The 21,442-nt window shown below is 59.0% G+C and carries 19 protein-coding genes, 2 tRNA genes and 1 pseudogene; 19 read left to right on the forward strand and 3 right to left on the reverse strand.

The annotated features are described in order from the left end of the window. Nucleotides 1-296: 296 nt before the first annotated feature. Complete coding sequence (locus B7E11_RS29060) at nt 297-401, reverse strand: sporulation protein YjcZ (RefSeq protein WP_139787353.1); 105 nt, start codon at nt 399-401, stop codon at nt 297-299. A 362-nt stretch (nt 402-763) separates the two neighbouring features. On the opposite strand from B7E11_RS29060, the pseudogene B7E11_RS30330 reads away from it, so the two are divergent. Together B7E11_RS30330 and B7E11_RS30335 are read left to right on the forward strand one after the other, a co-directional pair. Next, nucleotides 764-1,025: pseudogene (locus tag B7E11_RS30330) on the forward strand (M23 family metallopeptidase); the annotation flags it as partial. A 99-nt stretch (nt 1,026-1,124) separates the two neighbouring features. Beyond that, complete coding sequence (locus tag B7E11_RS30335) at nt 1,125-1,475, forward strand: copper amine oxidase N-terminal domain-containing protein (RefSeq protein ID WP_139787237.1); 351 nt, start codon at nt 1,125-1,127, stop codon at nt 1,473-1,475. Nucleotides 1,476-1,512: 37 nt separating this feature from the next. On the opposite strand, the gene B7E11_RS17605 is transcribed toward B7E11_RS30335, so the two are convergent. After that, a complete protein-coding gene (locus B7E11_RS17605; RefSeq protein WP_080836946.1) occupies nt 1,513-1,797 on the reverse strand; it encodes a hypothetical protein in 285 nt (94 codons plus the stop codon). 175 nt (nt 1,798-1,972) lie between these two features. On the opposite strand from B7E11_RS17605, the gene B7E11_RS17610 reads away from it, so the two are divergent. After that, nucleotides 1,973-2,170 (forward strand): hypothetical protein, encoded by a 198-nt coding sequence (locus B7E11_RS17610; protein WP_080836948.1) that lies wholly within the window; start codon nt 1,973-1,975, stop codon nt 2,168-2,170. 104 nt (nt 2,171-2,274) lie between these two features. Here B7E11_RS17610 and B7E11_RS17615 read toward each other — a convergent pair. Next, nucleotides 2,275-2,351 (reverse strand) — tRNA-Arg (locus B7E11_RS17615). A gap of 188 nt (nt 2,352-2,539) precedes the next feature. Between B7E11_RS17615 and B7E11_RS17625 the strand changes: the two genes are divergently transcribed. From B7E11_RS17625 to yihA, 16 genes are all read left to right on the forward strand, one after another. After that, nucleotides 2,540-4,009, forward strand: a complete 1,470-nt coding sequence (locus B7E11_RS17625; protein WP_080836951.1) for a cobyrinic acid a,c-diamide synthase CobB — start codon at nt 2,540-2,542, stop codon at nt 4,007-4,009. A gap of 140 nt (nt 4,010-4,149) precedes the next feature. Then, entirely contained in the window at nt 4,150-5,892 is a 1,743-nt protein-coding gene (locus B7E11_RS17630; protein ID WP_080836953.1) for an ABC transporter ATP-binding protein, read from the forward strand. Further along, nucleotides 5,876-7,744, forward strand: a complete 1,869-nt coding sequence (locus B7E11_RS17635; protein ID WP_080836954.1) for an ABC transporter ATP-binding protein — start codon at nt 5,876-5,878, stop codon at nt 7,742-7,744. Before B7E11_RS17630 ends, B7E11_RS17635 begins: the two co-directional genes overlap by 17 nt. 106 nt (nt 7,745-7,850) lie before the next feature. Then, nucleotides 7,851-8,075: an alpha/beta-type small acid-soluble spore protein gene (locus B7E11_RS17640; RefSeq protein ID WP_080836956.1), complete on the forward strand. Its 225-nt coding sequence runs from the start codon at nt 7,851-7,853 to the stop codon at nt 8,073-8,075. A 234-nt stretch (nt 8,076-8,309) separates the two neighbouring features. After that, nucleotides 8,310-8,383 (forward strand) — tRNA-Gly (locus tag B7E11_RS17645). A gap of 163 nt (nt 8,384-8,546) precedes the next feature. Continuing rightward, on the forward strand, nt 8,547-9,455 hold the full coding sequence (locus B7E11_RS17650) for a hypothetical protein (protein WP_080836958.1): 909 nt from the start codon (nt 8,547-8,549) through the stop codon (nt 9,453-9,455). Between the two features lie 169 nt (nt 9,456-9,624). Further along, nucleotides 9,625-10,914: a trigger factor gene (tig, locus tag B7E11_RS17655; protein ID WP_080840874.1), complete on the forward strand. Its 1,290-nt coding sequence runs from the start codon at nt 9,625-9,627 to the stop codon at nt 10,912-10,914. A 191-nt stretch (nt 10,915-11,105) separates the two neighbouring features. Next, the gene (gene clpP, locus B7E11_RS17660) at nt 11,106-11,696 is read left to right on the forward strand and encodes an ATP-dependent Clp endopeptidase proteolytic subunit ClpP (protein WP_080836960.1); all 591 of its coding nucleotides are present in this window, start codon (nt 11,106-11,108) and stop codon (nt 11,694-11,696) included. Nucleotides 11,697-11,708: 12 nt separating this feature from the next. Then, nucleotides 11,709-12,965, forward strand: a complete 1,257-nt coding sequence (gene clpX, locus B7E11_RS17665; protein ID WP_080836963.1) for an ATP-dependent protease ATP-binding subunit ClpX — start codon at nt 11,709-11,711, stop codon at nt 12,963-12,965. 118 nt (nt 12,966-13,083) lie between these two features. Then, nucleotides 13,084-14,181 (forward strand): flavodoxin-dependent (E)-4-hydroxy-3-methylbut-2-enyl-diphosphate synthase, encoded by a 1,098-nt coding sequence (gene ispG, locus B7E11_RS17670; RefSeq protein WP_080836965.1) that lies wholly within the window; start codon nt 13,084-13,086, stop codon nt 14,179-14,181. Between the two features lie 10 nt (nt 14,182-14,191). Then, on the forward strand, nt 14,192-14,755 hold the full coding sequence (locus tag B7E11_RS17675; protein WP_080836967.1) for a PCYCGC motif-containing (lipo)protein: 564 nt from the start codon (nt 14,192-14,194) through the stop codon (nt 14,753-14,755). Nucleotides 14,756-14,937: 182 nt separating this feature from the next. Then, nucleotides 14,938-15,552, forward strand: a complete 615-nt coding sequence (locus B7E11_RS17680) for a TetR/AcrR family transcriptional regulator (RefSeq protein ID WP_080836970.1) — start codon at nt 14,938-14,940, stop codon at nt 15,550-15,552. Continuing rightward, nucleotides 15,549-16,010, forward strand: coding sequence for a DUF2269 family protein (locus tag B7E11_RS17685; protein ID WP_080836972.1), 462 nt, complete (start codon nt 15,549-15,551; stop codon nt 16,008-16,010). The genes B7E11_RS17680 and B7E11_RS17685 overlap by 4 nt, the downstream gene beginning before the upstream one ends. Before the next feature lie 280 nt (nt 16,011-16,290). Beyond that, nucleotides 16,291-18,084, forward strand: a complete 1,794-nt coding sequence (gene lonB / locus B7E11_RS17690) for an ATP-dependent protease LonB (RefSeq protein ID WP_080836973.1) — start codon at nt 16,291-16,293, stop codon at nt 18,082-18,084. Nucleotides 18,085-18,227: 143 nt separating this feature from the next. Next, the gene (lon, locus tag B7E11_RS17695) at nt 18,228-20,663 is read left to right on the forward strand and encodes an endopeptidase La (protein WP_080836975.1); all 2,436 of its coding nucleotides are present in this window, start codon (nt 18,228-18,230) and stop codon (nt 20,661-20,663) included. 18 nt (nt 20,664-20,681) lie between these two features. Further along, complete coding sequence (yihA, locus tag B7E11_RS17700) at nt 20,682-21,326, forward strand: ribosome biogenesis GTP-binding protein YihA/YsxC (protein ID WP_080836977.1); 645 nt, start codon at nt 20,682-20,684, stop codon at nt 21,324-21,326. Nucleotides 21,327-21,442 lie beyond the last annotated feature (116 nt).

The raw sequence follows: 21,442 nt of genomic DNA on the forward strand, positions 1-21,442 counted from the left end.
GCCTTCATGGGGGCCGCCCGAGTTTCGGCTGCTCATCTTGACCGGCCATACGTTCTTGAGTGCCGCCTATGTCCATGATCCCCGGGAGAGCTGCCATTCCGGACGCCAACAGGCGTTTTTCTTGTTCCGTCATTCGCTAATCCACAGGTCTGAACGTTCTCCATTGGAGGATGAGGATGCGGGCGGGCCAAACCGCATAAAAAAATCCGCTTCCGTCAAGCGGAAAGCGGAAAGTCATTCATCCTGCCATGCTCGGCTAAGCAAGTCGGATTGAAGGAGGAATGAGGCCCTGATTTTTAGTAGCCGCCCCAACCGGCTTTCAGGATAATGACAAGGAGGATAAACAGAACAAGAGCGAATGCAGCACCGCCGCCGTACCCAGCTCCACCAGCATAACTCATCGATATCACCACCGGAACCGTTTTTGTGACTTCCGCCACCTTGTCAATATATGTCGGCAGCCTTGCATGGCAAGTACGCATGCCTACCGCATCCGCAAATCCGCGCATGCCCAAGCGGTCGCGTTGCGGCATGGCGTCCTGCGGTATTGCCCGTGCGGGCGATTGACGCGTTCGGCCGGAACGCCGTTGTCTTTAACGGTTCTCCGCCGATTGCGGCGATTAATCCACAAGGAGCTAGCGCGGCGCAGGCATGACGTAGTACGGTTGCCACAATAGGATACAGTCTATTATCCGTTGCGGAGGGACCGGAAATGTCAAAATGGCCGTTCGATTCTCGTTTTACGCTGACCAGCCCGTTCGGGATGCGGCTGCACCCGGTTTACGGCGTTCCCAGGTTCCATCGCGGCGTCGATCTGGTCGTGGCGCCCGCAAACGGGCCGATCCATGCCTTTACTCCCGGCGAAGTCCTGCATGCGCAGATGGGCGTTCCCGGCAGCGGTTTCGGAAATTACGGCATCGTGGTGGCGATTCGCGACAAATACGGGTATTTGCATTGCTACGCTCATCTTTCGTCGGCAGCGGTCGTCGGGACAGCAGGTCAAGCAAGGCCAGCGGATCGGGAATCAGGGCAATACGGGCGTCGGCACCGGCGCTCATCTTCATTATGAAATCAGGAAAACGTCCGGCCCGTCTTACGGCTATACGCCTACGGAAGCGGGAGTGGTGGAGCCGGCGCAATACTTGGCCGATTATTACGCCCGGGAGCCGAGACCGGACGAGCGGGAGGAGCCGGAAGAGGAGGGCGTCAAAGTCGTCGTTAACGATAAACTCGCCGGCTACGGCCGAGTTATCGACGGTCATGTCTATTTGCCGCTGCGCGAGCTCGGAGCAGCGCTGGGAAAGGCCGTCCATTGGGACCATGAGGCCAAAAAGCCTTATGTCGACGGAAAGGCGGTTGCTGCGTTTAGGATCGCGGACGGAATGGCCTTCGTCGGCGTTCGGGCGGCCGCGGAGCTGCTCGGGGCCGTCGTGTCGTGGCACCCCGGAGCGGAGAAGGTGTTCGTTTATTTGTAGAAAAATCCCCGCCTGGCCTGGGCCGGGCGGGAACGCGTCAAATTTTAAAATCCTTCAGTTTGGAAATGTCGGCTTTGGAGTTGCCCAGTCTAGGTTGAGGCTTGGAAGGCGCCAGATGGCTGGCCAACACATGCAGGTTGTGAGAAATATTTTGCAAATGCTCGATGGCAACGCCAAAGGCAAAAAGGACAATTCCGCCCATCATGCCGCCCGCCCACCAAAAGAAACCGATCCCCCAGCCGTAGTGATCCGCCTGCACGACGCCGACGATGACGGCAAGAATAACCGTCGCAACCGAAAGCCCTTTCAGAATGCTGTCCAAAACGCTCCCTCCATTTCCCTTGCCGGAGAAATCATGTCCTCACATTTTACATGAAACTTCCCGTTTTCGCGATAGTCGGCTATCTTTCCCTCGGGCGCGGGCGTTTTTTTATTCTTGAAAAGGAACGTTTGTTCTCTTATAATAAGAACAAACGTTCTATATGGAGGTAAGCGTAATGGACAAATACATCGGTCGTCGAGTCGAAATTATATACGAAGACAGCAAGGGAACGACCACGAAACGGCTGGTGACGATTTATTCGATCCGCAACGGGAAGGCCCGAGTTTTGGACTGGGGCAAGAAATCGTTCCGGACGCTTAGCGTCAATCGGATTTTGGCGGCTGTTCCTGCGATCGAGGGACGAGCTTCGTGAACGCGGCGATCCGATAAAATGGGCCGCTGACGAAAAAAATCCCGAAACCCTCGATGCGGAGGGGTTCGGGATTTTGCGTTTTATCGGCGTTATTTAAGTAAAACTGGCGTCCCAGGAGGGATTCGAACCCCCGACAACTCGCTTAGAAGGCGAGTGCTCTATCCAACTGAGCTACTGGGACAGCTTGATTATTTTAACATACTGTCGTTCATCTTCTCAAGGGCTTTTGCAAAAAAAGTGCTCAAAATGAGCTTCGGCCCTCTTATAATGGAAATGGACAACCAAAAGAACCCGATGGTACAATGTAGCCCTGTTGGAAAAACGACACAATTGCCATGAGACAATTGGTATAAAAAAGGAGGCCGCGGGATGCCGGCAAAACGATTGGTCGTGGCCGGAACCGGCAGCAGCGTCGGCAAGACGACCGTCACGATCGGGCTAATGGCGGCGCTGCGCCGCATCGGGCTTACGGTTCAAGGCTTTAAATGCGGGCCCGATTATATCGATCCGACCTATCATACATACGTGACGGGCAGGAAATCCCGAAATCTGGACAGCTGGATGTGCGGTCCGGAAGCGGTGAAGGAAATTTACGTTCGCGGGCGCGCGGGCGCGGACATTTCGATCATCGAAGGCGTCATGGGATTGTACGACGGCAAAGACCCGCGCTCGAACGAAGGCAGCGCCGCTCATATCAGCCGGCTGCTCAATGCGCCGGTGCTGCTCGTGGTCGGCTGCCAAAGCGTCGCGCGCAGCGCGGCGGCGATCGTGAAAGGCTTCCAGCTGATGAGCGAGGAAGGAAGCCGGATCGTCGGCGTGTTCGCGAACAAGGTCGGGAGCGAACATCATTTCAGGCTCGTCAAGGAAGCCGTCGAGCAGGAGTGCGGCATTCCGGTGCTGGGCTACATGCTGCGGGAGGAAGGAATCGAGATGCCGGAGCGGCATCTCGGGCTGGTTCCGGCCATCGAGCGCGGCGAGCTGGAGCCGTTGATCGAGCGTTTGTCCGGGCGGATCGCCGCAAACGCCGACCTGGATCGCCTCGTCGAACTCGCGACCGCGCCCGAGCTGGACGTTGCGCCGGATTTGTTCGCGCCGCCCGCAGGCTATGCCGCCTCCGTTCAACCGACGGCCGCGGAGTCCGCCCAAGTCGCGCCGCCCGACGTCCGTGCCGCCGCCGCATCAGCGGCGCCGGCGCTCGCGATCGCTTTGGATTCGGCTTTTCATTTTTACTACCCGGAAAATCTCGAGCTGCTGGAGCGCTTCGGAGCCAGGCTCGTTTATTTTTCGCCGCTCGCGGGAGAGGGCGTGCCGGAAGAGGCCGACGGACTTTACATCGGAGGCGGCTTTCCGGAGGAATTCGCGGCGCAACTGGCCGAGCGGCATGCGGCGAAGGAATCGGTCCGCGCCCGGATCGAAGGCGGCCTTCCGACGCTGGCGGAATGCGGGGGCTATATGTTCCTGACGGAAAGCATCGAAAATACGAGAGGCGAACGATACCCGATGGTCGGCGTCGTTCCCGGACGGGTTCGAATGCAGCCCCGGCTTGCGGCGCTCGGCTACCGCGAGGCGGCCGGCTCGCAAGGGAATTTCCTGCTTGCGCCCAACGAGCGGGCGCGAGGTCACGAGTTCCACTATTCCGTCTACGAGGCGCCGGCGGAGCGGGAGCTCCCCTACGCCTACGAAACGACGGGGATGCGCGGAACGAAGCGCGAAGGCTATCGGCTGCCCCATCTGGTCGCGGGATATACGCATCTGCATTTCGCGTCCAATCCGGACATAGCCCGCCGTTTCGTGCGGGCATGCGGTTCTTATCGCGCGAGCAGGGAGCGGCCGCTTTGAGCGGCGATGCGCGCCATGCCTCCCCGGGCGACGGAATAACGAAGAAACTTCCAAGCGCGGCCGATGCGGATTGTCCGGCTTCCGCCCGCGGATGTATACTGATCGTTAGGCGCGCATTTTCCGTGTGAGGAGACGATCGCATGGTTTTTTTGGCAAAATACATACGCAAATACGGCAAGCCGTTCAGCCTCGCCCTTCTGTTCGTCTCTTGCGAGGCGCTGTGCGACCTGCTGCAGCCCGCCCTCATTTCCCGGGTAATCGACGAAGGCGTCGCGAACCGGGACATGGGCGCCGTTCTGCGGCTGGGCGGATGGATGCTTCTCGTCACGGCGGCGGGAGCCGTTTTCGCTTCGGGACGCAACATCGTGGCGAGCCACGTGTCCCAGCGGTTCTCGGCGGAGCTGCGCGGCGATTTGTTTCGCAAAATTCAAACGCTTTCATTTTCCAACCTCGATCGCTTCGACAAAGCTTCGCTCGTGACAAGGCTGACGAACGATGTGACGCAGGTGCAAAATTTCGCCAACGGCATGATGCGGATTTTCGCCAAAGCCCCGATTCTCGGAATCGGCAGTCTGATCATGGCCGTCCGGCTCAGCCCGTCGCTGTCCTGGGTGTTCGCGGTCGTCGTGCCTGTCGTCGGCCTTTTGATCGCGGTGAATTTAAAAGTCGGCTTTCCCCTGTTCGCGAAGGTTCAAGGAGCTCTGGACCGTCTGAACGGCATGATGCGGGAATATTTGGCCGGCGTCCGGGTCGTGAAGGCGTTCAACCGCTTCGGCTACGAATCGGAGAAGTTCGGCGGCGTCAACGCCGACTATCGCCGGAAATCGGAAACGGCTCTGCGAACGATGGCGGTATTCAATCCGCTTATCGCGCTGACGGTCAACTTCGGCATCGTGGCGGTCATTTGGCTCGGGGGAGTCGGCGTGGGCGAAGGCGGCATGCAAGTCGGACATATCGTCGCTTTCGTCAACTACATGACGCAAATTTTGTTTTCGCTGATGATGATTTCGATGGTGTTCGCGATGTTCGTGCGCGCGAAAGCTTCCGCGTCCCGCATTGGCGAAGTGCTGGCCGAGTCCAACCCGATGAAATGGCGGGAAGGCAAGCGGCCGAAGGACGGAATGGGGAAGGTCGAATTCGACGGCGTCAGCTTTCATTATGGCGAAAATGACGGCGAGCCCGTTCTGAAAAACGTATCGCTTGCGTGCTCGCCCGGCGAAACCGTGGGCATCATCGGTTCCACCGGCGCCGGCAAGACGACGCTCGTTCATTTGATTCCGCGTTTTTACGATTCGGCGGAAGGGGCAGTAAGGCTGGGCGGCGTCGACGTCAAGGAGCTCGATCCCGGGCTGATTCGGGAAAAGGTGGCCATCGTGCCGCAGCGGACCGTCCTTTTTTCGGGGACGATTCTGGACAATATCCGGTTCGGCAACGACAAGGCGTCCATGGAAGAAGTCGAAGCGGCGGCGCGGATCGCGCAAGCGCACGATTTCATCGTCGGAACCCCCGACGGCTACCGGACCCGTCTCGGCCAAGGCGGCGTCAACCTGTCGGGCGGCCAGAAGCAGCGGATCTCGATCGCGAGGGCGCTCGTCCGCAAGCCGGATATTTTAATATTGGACGATTGCACGAGCGCGCTCGACGCGGCGACGGAAGAGCGGCTGAAGGAGGCTTTGCGGGCGTACTCGAAGAGCATCGCCTGTTTCGTCATCGCCCAGCGAATCGCCTCCGTCATGGACGCGGACCGGATCGTCGTCTTGGAAAACGGGGAAATCGCCGGCATCGGCACGCACGCCGGACTGCTTGCGCAAAATCGGATCTATCGGGAAATTTACCGCTCCCAGATCGACAAGGAGATGGACGCCCATGCCTCCGGCGAATGAATCGGGGAGGAGAGAGCCGCCCGCCGCGAACGCGGCCGTCCCTGGCGGTCCCAGGGGCCACGGCGGGTTGCGGGGAGGCCCCGTGCAAAAACCGAAAAACTTCAAAGCGACGGTCGGCCGGCTATGGAGCTATTTCTCCGGCGAGCGGAAACGGCTGGCGGCCGTGCTGGCGTTCGTGCTGTCCGGCTCGGCGCTGGGGCTGCTCGGGCCGTACCTCGTCGGCGTTGCCGTAGACGCGATCGCGAAAGAGGGAGGCGTCGATTTCCGGCTGCTGGATCTGGCGCTGATCGCGTTGATCGTTTCCTACGTGGCGGATGCCGGATTCTCTTTTCTTCAGGGCTGGCTGATGTCCGGCGTTTCCCAGCGGGTCGTGGAACGGCTGCGGGGCGCTCTCTTTGCCAAAATGCACAAGCTGCCGCTCGCCTTTTTCGATACCCGCAGCCACGGCGAAGTGATGAGCCGGCTGTCCAACGACATCGACAACGTGAGCACGACCGTTTCCCAAACGACCGCGCAGCTCATGTCCGGCGTCTTCGCGATCGCCGGGTCTCTCGTCATGATGCTGGCGCTCAGCCCGCTCCTGACGCTCGCGACGCTCGTTACCGTGCCGCTCGTTTTTTTGCTTGCCGGGACGATCGCCAAACGGACGAAGATCCTGTTTAAAGAACAGCAGGCGCAGCTTGGCGCCTTGAACGGGCATATCGAGGAGACCGTCTCCGGGATGCTGGCGGTCAAGGCGTTCAACCGGGAGGAAGACGCCGTTCGCCGGTTCGATCAGGCGAACGCGAAATTGGCCGAAACCGGCATCAAGGCGCAAATCTGGTCGGGCTTTCTGATGCCGCTGCTCGGCGTTATCAACAATATCGGGTTTGCGGCGGTCGCGATCGTCGGGGGCGCTCTTGCGGTCGGGGGCGACGTGTCGGTCGGGGTCATCGCCAGCTTTTTGAGCTATTCCCGGCAATTCGTCCGTCCGCTGAACGAAATCGCGAGCGTCTACAACACGCTGCAAGCCGGCATTGCCGGAGCGGAGCGGGTGCTTGAGGTCATGGACGAGCGGGAGGAGCCGGAAGACAAGGAAGGCGCCCGACAATTGGAGGAGGCGGAAGGACGCGTCGTTTTTGAAAACGTCTCGTTCGGTTACCGTCCGGAAGCCCGGATTCTCGGCGAAATTTCGTTCGAGGTTCCGGCGGGCACGAGCGTCGCCCTGGTCGGGCCCACGGGAGCGGGGAAAACGACGATCGTTCAATTGCTGACAAGGTTTTACGAAGCGACGGAAGGACGCATTCAAATCGACGGGCGCGATATTCGCGACTATACCCGGGACAGCTTGCGGCGAACGTTCGGCATCGTTCTCCAGGATACGTACCTGTTTTCGGGAACGATTCGCGACAATATCAAGTACGGGAAGCCCGAGGCGTCGGACGACGAAATGAAAAGAGCCGCCGCGGCGGCGAATGCGGACGGGTTCATCCGCCGCCTGCCGCTCGGTTACGATACGGAGCTCTCCGAAAACGGCAGCAATTTGAGCCAGGGCGAGCGGCAGCTGCTCGCGATCGCGAGGGTGATGCTGGCCGAGCCTTCGATTTTGATTTTGGACGAAGCGACCAGCAGCATCGACACCCGAACCGAACTGCATATTCAGAACGCGCTGCTGGAAATGATGAAAGGGCGGACGGCGTTTATCATCGCCCACCGGCTCAGCACGATTCGCGACGCGGACCGGATCCTGGTCGTCGACAACGGCCGGATCGTCGAGCAGGGCTCACATGACGATCTTGTCCGCAAGGAGGACGGCATCTACGCCGGCATGTTCGCGAGCCAGTTCAACCTCGCGAAGCCGCCGGCCGGTTGAAACCGCGCGAACCCGGGCCGGCGAAAAATCGAAAAGTTCGCAAAAAGTTTGCATAGCAGGAATTAAGATGCAGCATAATAACCTGTACAACATGGAGGTGATAATCATGGCTGATAACAACCGCAATTCGAATCAACTCGTGATTCAACAAGCGCGGGCGGCACTGGACCAAATGAAATTCGAAATCGCCCAACAACTCGGCATCCAAATTCCGCAAGACGGATACTACGGCAACATGCTGACGAAGGACACCGGTCGCATCGGGGGCAACATCACCCGCCGCCTGGTGGAAATGGCTGAACAGCAGCTTGCTGGCGGCAGCCGTTTCTAATCCGTACCTAACGACAAGGAGCTTGGCCTGCCGGCTGATCGTTCGCCGGCGGGAGAGCTCCTTTCCTTTTTTGTTAATCCGCTTTCGCCGGAACGCCCGCGCCATGAGTCCGTATGGCTCGTAATGCAAAAGGACTAATACTATTTAAATAGTAGAAAAAAAGAATGGCGTCGGAACGAACGATATTGCGTTCTCGCTCCAGGCTGTGCTATTATTTTCTTTGCAGTCCGATTTGCGGGTGTAGTTCAATGGTAGAACGCCAGCTTCCCAAGCTTGAGGCGAGGGTTCGATTCCCTTCACCCGCTCCAATATTGCACCTGTGAAGCCTTGCTTGCAAGGTTTTTTCTTTTTCATGGACAAAAATCGACCAACCCGGCAAGGCATGAGCGGATTTTCCATTTTGGTGGGCGTTCGTGTTATAATGCGGGTGAATCGGTAGAACGCCGGGCGGCCGGCAGGAAGGGGCGCTTCGTGACCGACTCCCACAAAGACAACCTGGTCTTATTCCCCAAGACGTTGGATTATTATCAAATCCAATTGACCCGCATGCTGGAAACGGAACGGTACGGCGATGCCAAGGCGCTGCTCGAATTTCTTCTGCAGTGCGGCGGAGAAGCGGAGAAGCACCACGTCGAATGGCAGGCGCTGCTCGGCTGGCTCGAGGCGGCTTTTCCCGAAGCGGGGGAAGGACGGCTGCCGGACGGCCTGGACGGTTTCGAGGAGGCCGAGGACGACTTGCGCCGCCGACTGAACGAGCGGGCGGAAGCGGATGCGGATTACGTTCCGCGGCTGCTGCGAACGCTGATCGAAACGGACGATCCGGAGCAGCAGATGCTGATGCTCGGCCAATTGTCGCATTTGGACCACCCGGACGTCGAGCCGAGCCTGCTGCGTTTTCTGGAATCGGACGAACGTTACCCGTCCGTCCAGTTCAAAGCGCTGCAGCTGTTGCGCAAATCGGGCTTGACGGGGCCGGTGCGGATCGGAAGGGACGGCGAATGGCTGACCGTCGAGGTCGAAACGACGCCGCTGTCCTACGAGGAATTTCCGGCCTCCGTTCAGCGGGTGCTCGAGCGGGTCCGGATGGCCGCGGAAGTTTCCGACCCGACGCTTTCCTACTTTGCCGAGGAGATGTGGAAGGAATGCGTGCAGGTTGCCTACGGAACGTCCGCATACGCCCGTATGGCAAGCGATGACGATACTTCGTGCGATCTGTGGGCGGCGGCTTTGCACCAGTTTTTGATCGAGAAGCTTCACGGACGGCAGAACGACGAGGATATCCGGGAACAGTACGGAATTACGGACGAGCTCCGCTTTCAATACGAGCAGTCGCTTCGCTGGATGCGGCAGTTCGCGGGCGAACCCGGCCCCGTTTCGTAGGGGTCGAGACGGGGGCGGCTTCGCCGCGATCGGCGCTCGCGCGGGTTGCGGACAATGGTAGAAGTCAAGCCGGTCTTGATATGCTTCAAATAGTTGTATATAATAGAATGGTTTATGTAAATCGGTCGCATTGGAGCGGCAAGTACCTTCGGAGGGGAAAGCAGAAATGTTGAAAACAAACTGGGAAAAAATAGAGAAGAACGTAGGCGTCCTTGAGGTAGAAGTCGAAGCGGAACAGGTAGCCGAGGCCCTTAACAAGGCGTTCAAGAAAGTCGTCAGCAAAATCAACGTTCCGGGCTTCCGCAAAGGCAAAGTGCCGCGCACGATTTTCGAAGCCCGTTTCGGCGTCGAAAGCCTGTATCAGGATGCGATCGACATCTTGCTGCCGAGCGCTTACAGCGAAGCGGTCGAACAAACCGGCATTTACCCGGTAGATCGTCCGGATGTCGACGTCGAGCAATTCGCGAAAGGCCAGCCGTTCAAGTTCAAAGCGAAAGTGACCGTCAAGCCGGAAGTGAAGCTCGGCGAGTACAAGGGCATCGAAGTTTCCGCTCCCGACTTTGAAGTGTCGGACGAAGAAATCGCGCAGGAACTGGAGCGCCTGCAGCAGCGCCATGCCGAGCTGGTCGTCGTGGACGAAGGTCCCGCCCAGCAAGGCGATATCGCCGTTATCGATTTCGAAGGCTTCATGGACGGCGAGCCGTTCGAAGGCGGCAAAGGCGAGCGCCATTCGCTCGAGCTCGGCTCGGGAACGTTCATCCCCGGCTTCGAAGAGCAAGTGGTCGGCCTGAACATCGCCGAAGAGAAAGACGTAAACGTCACGTTCCCGGAAGAATACCACGCGGAGAATCTGGCCGGCAAAGCGGTCGTCTTCAAGGTGAAGCTGCACGAAATCAAGCGCAAAAACCTGCCGGCGCTGGATGACGAATTCGCCAAGGACGTTAGCGAATTCGAAACGCTGGACGAATACAAAGCCGATTTGGCGAGCAAGCTGAAAGAACGCAAAGCCAAAGACGCCGAAGCGGAGAAGGAAAACGAAGTCATCTCCAAAGCTTCCGAAGCCGCGGAAATCGATATCCCGGAAGTCATGATCGACAACGAAGTCGAAAACATGCTGAAGGATTTCGAAAACCGCCTGAAAATGCAAGGCATGAATCTCGACCTGTACTACCAGTTCAGCGGACAGGACGAAGAGGCGCTCAAAGCCCAGATGAAAGCCGATGCCCAAAAGCGGGTTCGCAACAACCTGGTGCTCGAAGCGGTAGCGGAAGCCGAAAATCTCGAAGTGTCCGACGAAGAGCTGAACGAAGAACTGGAAAACCTGTCGAAGATGTACAACCGCCCCGCGGACGAGCTTCGGGCGATCTTTACCTCCAACGGCTACATCGAAACGCTGCAAAGCGATTTGAAAGTGCGCAAAGCGGTTAAGTTCGTCGTAGAGAACAGCAAAACAGCTTAAGAAACGGTTTACCCGCATACCCGACAAGGCACGTGCTCGACGCGTGCCTTGTTTTTCACCTTGCATATAATACATAATAAAGGCGCGAGGCCTTTGCGGCCGCGGCAAACCCGCCAACATGACATTCGAATGGTAACGTGTTAGAATATTACCGATGCTCGAAGTCCACTAAAGAAAAGAGGTTGGATATCATGAACCTGGTGCCAATGGTCATCGAACAAACCAATCGGGGGGAACGCTCGTACGACATCTATTCCCGGCTGCTGAAGGACAGAATTATTTTTCTGGGCAGCGCGATTGATGACGATGTCGCCAACCTCATCATCGCCCAAATGCTGTTTTTGGCGGCGGAGGATCCGGAGAAGGATATCAGTCTTTACATTAATTCGCCCGGCGGATCGGTAACGGCCGGGATGGGTATATATGATACGATGCAGTATATCAAACCGGATGTCAGCACGATCTGCGTCGGCATGGCCGCGAGCATGGGCTCCCTCCTGCTCACGGCCGGAGCCAAAGGCAAGCGCTTCGCCCTGCCGAACAGCGAAATCATGATTCACCAGCCGCTCGGCGGCGTAAGAGGCCAGGCGTCGGACATCAAAATCCACGCGGATTGGATTATCAAGACAAAGGAGAAACTGAATCGTATCTACGTCGACCGTACCGGTCAACCGTACGAGAAAATCGAGAAGGATACGGACAGGGACAACTTTATGAGCGCCGAAGAAGCGCTTGCGTACGGATTGGTCGACAAGGTCATTTCCGCTCCCGTCAGCGGATAAAGGAGGGTAACCATGTTTAAGTACAACGATGAGAAAGGCCAGCTGAAATGTTCGTTCTGCGGCAAGTCCCAAGAGCAGGTACGCAAATTGGTCGCCGGTCCCGGCGTCTATATATGTGACGAATGCATCGAATTGTGCACGGAAATCGTCGAGGAGGAGCTCGGCCACGAGGAAGAGCTCGATCTGAAGGACATTCCGAAGCCGAAAGAAATCTGCGCGATTCTGGATCAATATATCATCGGCCAGGAACAAGCGAAAAAATCGTTGTCCGTTGCCGTGTACAATCACTACAAGCGGATCAACTCCCACAGCAAGATCGAAGACGTCGAGCTGTCCAAGAGCAACATCATGCTTGTCGGTCCGACCGGTTCCGGCAAGACGCTGCTCGCCCAGACGATGGCGAAAATTCTCAACGTTCCGTTTGCGATTGCCGACGCGACTTCCTTGACGGAAGCCGGGTACGTGGGCGAAGACGTCGAAAATATTTTGCTCAAGCTCATTCAGGCAGCGGACTACGACGTGGAAAAGGCCGAGCGCGGCATCATCTACATCGACGAAATCGACAAGGTGGCGCGCAAGTCGGAAAACCCGTCCATCACCCGCGACGTTTCCGGCGAAGGCGTGCAGCAGGCGCTGCTGAAAATTTTGGAGGGCACGGTCGCTTCCGTTCCTCCTCAAGGCGGACGCAAGCACCCGCATCAGGAATTCATCCAGATCGACACGACGAACATCCTGTTCCTTTGCGGCGGGGCATTCGACGGTCTGGAATCGATCATCAAGCGCCGCATCGGCAAGAAGGTCATCGGCTTCAACGCCGGATCCGACGGACAGCGCGAGCTGAAGCCGGGCGAATATTTGTCGCTTGTGCAGCCGGAGGATTTGCTGAAATTCGGCCTGATTCCGGAATTCGTCGGCCGCCTGCCGGTCATTTCTTCGCTGGAGCCGCTGGACGAAGCCGCGCTCGTGCGCATTTTGTCCGAACCGAAAAACGCTTTGGTCAAACAATATCAAAAGCTGCTGGAAATGGATAACGTCAAGCTCGAATTCGAAACCGGGGCGCTCGAGGAAATCGCGAAGGAAGCGATCAAGCGCAACACGGGAGCTCGGGGACTTCGCGCCATTATCGAGAGCATTATGCTTGAGGTGATGTACGAAGTGCCGTCCCGCGACGACGTGACGAGCTGCGTCATTACCGAAAAGGTCGTCCAGGAAAAAATCGCTCCCGAGCTGACGCTCAAGAAAGGCAAGAAAAAAGAAGAAAGCGCGTAAGGTTGTCTCAGAAGCGAGCACAGTCCGCTTACGGCTTTAAGTTTGCCGTATCCACCCTTTACCTACGCCACGGCGCGGGCGGAGGGTGGATTCGGCGTATACGGGGAGATTGGAGAATATGTTCTTACGAACCGAGACGGTGCCCGTTCGCGTGGGGAACCTGACGATCGGCGGAAACAATCAAGTTCTTCTGCAAAGCATGTGCACGACGAAGACGGCGGACGTCAAGGCGACCGTAGCGGAAATCAAGCGGCTGGAGGAAGCCGGCTGTCAATTGGTGCGCGTAACCGTCAACAACAAGGAAGCCGCCGAAGCGATCAAAGCGATCAAACGGGAAATCTCCATTCCGCTCGTCGCGGATATTCATTTCGATTACCGTTTGGCGCTGGCGGCCATCGAGAACGGCATCGACAAGGTCCGGATCAATCCGGGCAATATCGGACGCCGCGAGAAGGTCGAGGCCGTAGTCAAAGCCTGCAAAGAGCGGGGCATTCCGATCCGGATCGGCGTGAACGCCGGTTCGCTGGAAAATCACCTCCTCGAAAAGTACGGCTACCCGACGGCGGAAGCGATGGTGGAGAGCGCCCTTTTTCATATCGGCATTTTGGAAGAACTCGATTTTCACGACATTATCGTTTCCTTGAAAGCGTCGGACGTTCCGATGGCCATCTCCGCCTACATGAAAGCGGCGGAAGTGATCAAATATCCGCTTCACCTGGGGATTACGGAAGCGGGGACGCTGTTTTCCGGCACGGTCAAAAGCTCGGCCGGCCTCGGCGTTCTGCTGAACGCGGGAATCGGCAACACGATGCGCATCAGCCTGAGCGCCGACCCGGTGGAAGAGATCAAAGTCGCCCGCGAACTGCTTAAAACGTTCGGCCTCATTACCGACGCGCCGACGCTCGTTTCGTGCCCGACCTGCGGCCGCCTCGATATCGATTTGTTTTCGGTGGCGAACGAGGTCGAGGAGTATTTGTCCAAGCTGAAAGTTCCGATCAAGGTTTCGGTGCTCGGCTGCGCGGTCAACGGGCCGGGCGAAGCGCGCGAAGCCGATATCGGCATCGCGGGAGCCCGCGGCGAAGGCATGCTGTTCCGCTACGGCGAAATGGTCCGCAAAGTGCCGGAGAGCGAACTCGTCAGCGAACTGAAGCGGGAGATCGACGAAATCGCCCGGGTATACGGCGAAACCGGCGTTATCCCCGGCCGAAAGCATTGAGGGAGCGGCCATGACGAATCGGTCGACGGAAGATGCATTCAAGGCCGGCAAACGCGCGCTCCCGCTGTACGCGCTGCTGATGGCGGGAGTTTTTGCCCTGCTGCTGGCCGCATGCGGGGGCGGCGGCGAATCGCAGGGCTCGGCCCCGGCGAGCGAACATGACCATGCGGAGCATGCCGCGAAGACGGAGAACGGCGATTTGCGGGAGGAAACCGCCTCCCTGGCGGACATGCCGTCTTTTCTGGACGGGCAGGGCGCGCAGGTGAAGCTTTCTTATACGGCCGCCGCGAAGCTTCGGGATACGCTGCAATATATGCCGTGTTATTGCGGCTGCGGCGAGAGCGCGGGCCATAAGAGCAATCTCGACTGCTTTATCGCAGCCGTCCGGGAGGACGGGACCGTCCTGTGGGACGATCACGGCACGCGCTGCGGCGTTTGCCAGCAAATCGCGCTCCAGGCCGCCAAGCTGAAGAGCGAGGGCGCCGCGGATGCCGAAATCCGCCGCTTTGTCGACGAAACGTACGGCCAAGGTCTGGGCAAAGCGACGGACACGCCGTTGCCGCCGTCCGCTTGAAGCCGTCGCTTCATTTTTTTGCAGCGCACAGCGCCTTGCGGAAATTTTCCGCAGGGTGTTTTTTTGTCTGTTTACAAACCGACCATCGGTCTGTTATTATATCGGTGTCAAAGGCGTTTGGCAAACATTGGAGGGGAATCGAGCGAGGTTTCATTTGCAAGCTGAACCGGGGGAGGAAGGGCATGAAAAGGGAATGGAAACGGGAGCAGACGCTCCGGCTTCTGCTGGACACGACCAGCCGGCTGGTGGAGGAGAAAGGCTGCGTCAAGACGACGATGAGCGAAATCATGCGGCATTCGGGACTGTCCAAGGGCGCGATTTTCCACTACGTCAAAAGCAAGGACGAGCTGCTGTCGATGGTGCTGGAGCAGCAGATGGCCGAAACGGACCGTCGGTTTCGCGAGGCGATCGAGAAAGGCGGACCGACGTTCGAAGGACCGATGGGCGAAATCGCGAGCGGCTTGCCGGCCGTCGCGGAGAACAACGTCGCCAACCGGATTTTCCGTTATTTGCTCGGCCGCAGCGACGAGCCGGAAGTCGGGGAATTGGTCGCTCGGTTTTACGATAAAACCGTTCGAACGTCCGTCTCGTGGATCGAAGCCGGACAAAGCCACGGCGTCATTCCGGCTTCGATCGACGCCCGGCGCGCCGCGGAAACGTTCGTGCTGCTGTCGAACGGCCTTCGCATGCGCAGCGGACTCCCGACGAAAGAAGGAGTCCTCGCGCCGGAGGATGTCGCGGCGTTCATTCGCTCGGTGCTGCAGCCCGGCCAGACGAAAGGAGAACGACAAGGATGAACGTTTATTTGTTTTTGCATGTGCTCGGCGCGATTCTGTTCGTCGGAAATATCGTGACCGCGGCTTTTTGGAAGGTGAGGGCGGACGCGAGCGGAGATGTGCGCGCGATCCATCTGACGGCAAGGAACGTGATGCTGGCGGATTACGCCTTCACGATTCCGGGTCTCGCGCTGCTCGTCGTGTCGGGAGCGCTGATGGCCGAACGGGGAGGTTATTCGCTTGCAGGCTTGAATTGGCTGACGTTTTCGCTGCTGCTGTTCGCGCTTACCGGCATCATCTGGCTCGTGGCGCTCATTCCGCTGCAAAAAAAGATGATTCGCGCGAGCGCGGAAGCGCTGCGCGAAGGCGCCGTTACCCCGGCCTATCGGAAGGCGTCCCGCTGCTGGGCCGTTTTCGGCATCGCGGCGACGCTGCTGCCGGTCGTCATTTTATATTTGATGGTTTTTAAAAAAGTCTGAACGAAAACAACTACTCGTGGCGATGTTCCCGGCCAACGTCTACGCAGCCCGCAACAGGCTCAAGCTCGCGGGCAAGCCGGTCATGCCGGTTTTTCCACGGACGGTTTTGCAAATCGTTTTTTTGGGGGCGACTCTGGCCGCGGGGTTCGGAAACGCATAGGGCCCTGCAACTTTCCGATTTCGGATGACTACGCCGAAGGCAAACCGGGCAATACTATCCAGTATAAGCCTTTAATACGTTGTCCAAAAGGCTAGGTTCGGACGGAGAGGAAGGGAGCATATGACGTTAAGCTCGGTTTTAATGCTCGTTCAAGTATTTTTCGCCATCGTGATCGGCATCTATTTCTGGAATCTGCTGCGCAATCAGAAGAGCAACCGGACGGCGGTCGACCGCGAGTCCCGCAAAGAGATGGACAAACTGCGCAAGCTGCGATCGGTTACGCTGACGAAGCCGCTCGCGGAGAAGACGCGGCCGGTGTCGATGGCCGATATCGTCGGCCAGAAGGAAGGCCTCAGGGCGCTCAAAGCCGCTCTGTGCAGCGGCAACCCGCAGCACGTCATCGTCTACGGGCCGCCGGGAGTCGGCAAAACGGCCGCCGCCCGCGTCGTGCTGGAGGAAGCGAAAAAAAACCCGTCCTCCCCGTTCCGGCTAGACGCCAAGTTTACCGAGATCGACGCGACGACCGCGCGATTTGACGAGCGCGGCATCGCCGATCCGCTGATCGGCTCGGTTCACGACCCGATCTACCAGGGCGCGGGAGCGATGGGAGTGGCCGGCATTCCTCAGCCGAAGCCCGGCGCGGTGACGAAGGCGCACGGGGGCATCTTGTTCATCGACGAGATCGGAGAGCTTCATCCGGTGCAGCTGAACAAGCTGCTCAAGGTGCTCGAGGACCGCAAAGTGTTTCTGGAGAGCGCGTACTACCATGCGGAGGACCCGAACATCCCGCTGTACATTCACGACATTTTTCAAAACGGCCTGCCCGCCGATTTCCGCCTCGTCGGGGCGACGACGCGCTCGCCGAACGAACTGCCGCCGGCGCTGAGAAGCCGCTGCATGGAAATTTATTTCCGGCCGCTGCTTCCCGACGAAATCGGCCAGATCGCCGAGAACGCGATCGCCAAAATCGGGTTTCCGCCGCAGCCCGAAGCGGTCGGGGTCGTCAAGCAGTATGCGACGAACGGCCGCGAAGCCGTCAACATCATTCAGCTGGCGGCCGGGCTTGCGCTCTCGGAAAGCCGCGACAGCATTTCCGCGGCCGACGTGGAATGGGTCGTCAACAGCAGCCAGCTGCCGCCGCGTCCGGACCGCAAAATTCCGGGGCAGCCGCAAGTCGGGCTGGTCAACGGGCTGGCCGTGTACGGCCCCAGCATGGGCGCGCTGCTGGAAATCGAGGTGACGGCGATTCCCGCGGCGCCCGGCAAAGGGCAGTTTACGATTACCGGCGTCGTGGACGAGGAAGAGCTGGGCGGAGGCGCGCGCACGCTGCGCCGCAAAAGCATGGCCAAAGGCTCGGTCGAAAATGCGTTTACCGTGCTGAGGCGGCTCGGCCTGAAGCCGGAAAATTTCGACCTGCATATCAATTTCCCGGGCGGCACGCCGGTCGACGGGCCGTCGGCGGGAGTGGCGATGATGGTCGCCATCGCATCCGCCATGTTGAACCGGCCGGTCGACAACAAGCTGGCGATGACCGGCGAGGTCAGCATCCACGGCCGCGTCAAGCCCGTCGGGGGCGTCATCGCCAAGGTGGAGGCCGCGCTGCAGGCCGGGGCGGAAACGGTGCTCATTCCGAAGGAGAACTGGCAGGCGATCTTCGAGGGCCTGCAAGGCGTCGCCGTCGTCCCGGTCGAAACGGTCGACGAGGTGTTCTCGCGCGTGTTCGGCGAGCGGCCGTCCGCCGCGGACGAAACGGAGGCGGCGGATCGCCTGGTCGCCGCCGAAACGCCTTTTGCCGCCGCGCCCGTTTCGGTGCTGCACGCGAACCCCGTCCATCCGGAATCGCCGCGCCCGCAGAGCCAAAGGGAAGGACACGTTCCGCCGTCCGGATCGATCTCGAGGCCGGTTTCGGGATAACCGGGTTCCGGCCGCTGTCGCGCATCGCCGACCTTCATCGGGGCGGCGATGTTTTTGTGTCCATTTTGCGGCGGGCGGTAACATTTGATACAATGACGGAGTATTCAATTTAGCGGTTCACTACAACCCAGGAGGTGCCGGACATGGGTTTGAACAAATCCAGAAGCCGTTCCCTGCCCCTGCTGCCCTTGCGCGGGCTTCTCGTCTACCCCAGTATGGTGCTCCATCTGGACGTAGGCCGCGAGAAGTCGGTCAAGGCGCTGGAACAATGCATGGTCGACGATCACATGATTTTGCTTTGCTCGCAGTCGGAAATCAACATCGAGGAGCCGACTGAAGAAGATATATACCGGGTTGGCACGATCGCGAAAGTCCGGCAAATGCTCAAGCTCCCCAACGGAACGATACGCGTGCTCGTCGAAGGCGTCGTCCGCGCGGAAATCGAGCAATATTTGCCGAACGACCGCTTTTACGAAGTCGTGGCCCGCGAGCTGCACGAGCCGCCCGCCGAGGATTCGGAGCTGGACGCGCTCATGCGGGCCGTGCTCAGCCAATTCGAGAACTACATCAATCTGTCGAAAAAGGTGACCCCAGAGACGCTGGCCGCGGTCTCGGACATCGAGGAGCCCGGGCGGCTCGCGGACGTCATCACGAGCCATCTGTCGCTCAAGATCAAGGACAAACAGGAAATTCTCGAAACGGTCGACGTGCGCGAGCGGCTCGAGAAGCTGCTCGATTTCCTGAACAACGAGCGCGAGGTGCTCGAGCTCGAACGGAAAATCAGCCAGCGAGTCAAGAAGCAAATGGAGAAGACCCAGAAGGAGTATTACCTTCGCGAGCAGATGAAGGCGATCCAGAAGGAGCTCGGCGAGAAGGAAGGCCGGGCGGGAGAAGCCGAGGAGCTTCGCAATCAGATGAAGGAGGCGGAGCTCCCGGAGAAAATCGCGGCCCGGGTCGCGAAGGAAATCGACCGCCTGGAGAAAATGCCCGCCTCGTCGGCCGAAGGCGCCGTTATCCGCACTTATGTCGAGTGGCTGCTGGCGCTTCCGTGGAGCAAGAGCACCGAAGACGACCTCGATTTGGCCAAAGCGGAGGAGCTGCTCGACGAGGAGCATTTCGGCCTCGAGAAGCCGAAGGAGCGGGTGCTCGAGTATTTGGCGGTCCAGCAACTCGTCAAAAAGCTGAAAGGCCCGATCCTGTGCCTGGTCGGCCCTCCCGGCGTCGGCAAAACGTCGCTCGGCCGCTCGATCGCGAAATCGCTCGGCCGCGAATTCGTCCGCATTTCGCTCGGGGGCGTTCGAGACGAAGCGGAAATCCGCGGACACCGCCGCACCTACGTCGGCGCGATGCCGGGCCGGATCATCCAGGGGATGCGCACCGCCGGCACGCAAAATCCGGTGTTTCTGCTCGACGAAATCGATAAAATGGCGATGGATTTCCGCGGGGATCCCGCTTCGGCCATGCTCGAGGTGCTCGATCCGGAGCAAAACGCCACGTTCAGCGACCATTACATCGAGCTGCCGTTCGATTTGTCGAACGTCATGTTCATCACGACGGCGAACGCCGTCCACCACATTCCGCGGCCTTTGCTGGACCGGATGGAAGTGCTCTACATTCCCGGCTACACGGAGCTGGAGAAGCAGGAAATCGCCGGCCGCCACTTGCTTCCGAAGCAGAAGCGGGACCACGGGCTCGGCGAGGAGCAATTGACGATCGAGCCGGAAGCGATGCTTCGCCTGATCCGCGATTACACGCGCGAGTCGGGCGTCCGCAACCTGGAGCAGCAAATCGCTTCGATCTGCCGCAAGGCGGCGAGGCGCATCGTGGCCGATCCTTCGGCCGCGCCGATCGAGGTCGATGCCGATACGCTCAAGGAATGGCTCGGGCCGGCCAAATACCGGTACGGAATGGCCGAGGAGGAAGATCAGATCGGCGCCGTGACGGGGCTGGCGTGGACCGAAGTCGGCGGCGATACGCTCGTCATCGAGGTGACGGTCATGCCGGGCACCGGGAAGCTGACGCTGACGGGCCAATTGGGCGACGTCATGAAGGAATCGGCGCAGGCGGCGTTCAGCTACACCCGGAGCCGGGCGGAGGAGCTGGGGATCGACCCGCAATTCCACGAGAAAAACGACATTCATATTCATATTCCGGAAGGCGCCATTCCGAAGGACGGTCCTTCGGCCGGCATTACGATCGCGACGGCGCTCGTTTCGGCGCTTTCCGGGCGCCGCGTCAACCGCGAGGTGGCGATGACCGGCGAGATTACGCTGCGCGGACGGGTGCTGCCGATCGGCGGCCTCAAGGAAAAGTCCCTTGCCGCTCACCGCGCCGGCATCCAAAAAGTGCTCCTTCCGAAGGATAACGAGCGCGATCTGAAGGACATTCCGGACAGCGTGAAGGAAGCGATGACCTTCATCCCGGTCTCCCATATCGACGAGGTACTGGAGCATGCGCTTTCGGATACGCCGGGCCCGCATCCGTCCGAGGACGAGAACAACCTCGTGGCGGAGAACGCCGCGATCGGAGCTTCAACGAAACCCGACGCGGAGGATATTCCGCCCATCGGCACCCACTGATCGGAGAAGAGCCAGCAAATGAAGATCAAAACAAGCGAATTTATTATCAGCGCCGTTTCGCCCAAGCAATATCCCGAGGACGGCTTGCCGGAGATCGCTCTGGCAGGCCGTTCCAACGTCGGCAAGTCCTCGCTCATCAACCGGATGCTGCTGCGCCGCAACCTGGCGCGGACGAGCTCGCAGCCCGGCAAAACCCAGCAGCTGAACTACTACCTCGTCAATCGGGATCTTTATTTCGTCGACGTGCCCGGTTACGGTTATGCCAAAGTGTCCAAGACGGAGCGCGAAGCGTGGGGGCGCATGATCGAACGCTATATGCGCGAGCGGGAAACGCTCCGGCTCGTCATCCTGCTCGTCGATTTGCGCCATCCGCCGTCGGCCCAGGACTGCTCGATGGCGGAGTGGCTCTCCCATTACGGCATCCCGCTTTGCGTCGTGGCGACGAAAGCGGACAAAGTGAATCGCAGCGCCTGGCCGAAACACACGAAAATCATTCGCGAACATTTGCAATTGTCCAAGTCCGTCCCGTTTATCCTGTTTTCTTCGGAGACGGGAATGGGAAGGGATGAATTATGGAGCCTGATCGAGCAAAAAGCAGATCTAGTCGCAGACTCCCCGGAAAATCCGCAGAACGACCCGCAGGAAAGCGAGGATAACGGGTAATAGGCTGCGCAAATTCCGTTTTATCTCGGTTTTTACGGATATTCAAGGGGAAATCGCGTTTCGGCGGGAGGAAACGGAGGGAAGAATAGCGTATAATTAGGTTAAGGCAAATTGTC

The organism is Cohnella massiliensis (genome assembly GCF_900169535.1).
Classification (GTDB): Bacteria; Bacillota; Bacilli; order Paenibacillales; family Paenibacillaceae; genus Cohnella; species Cohnella algarum.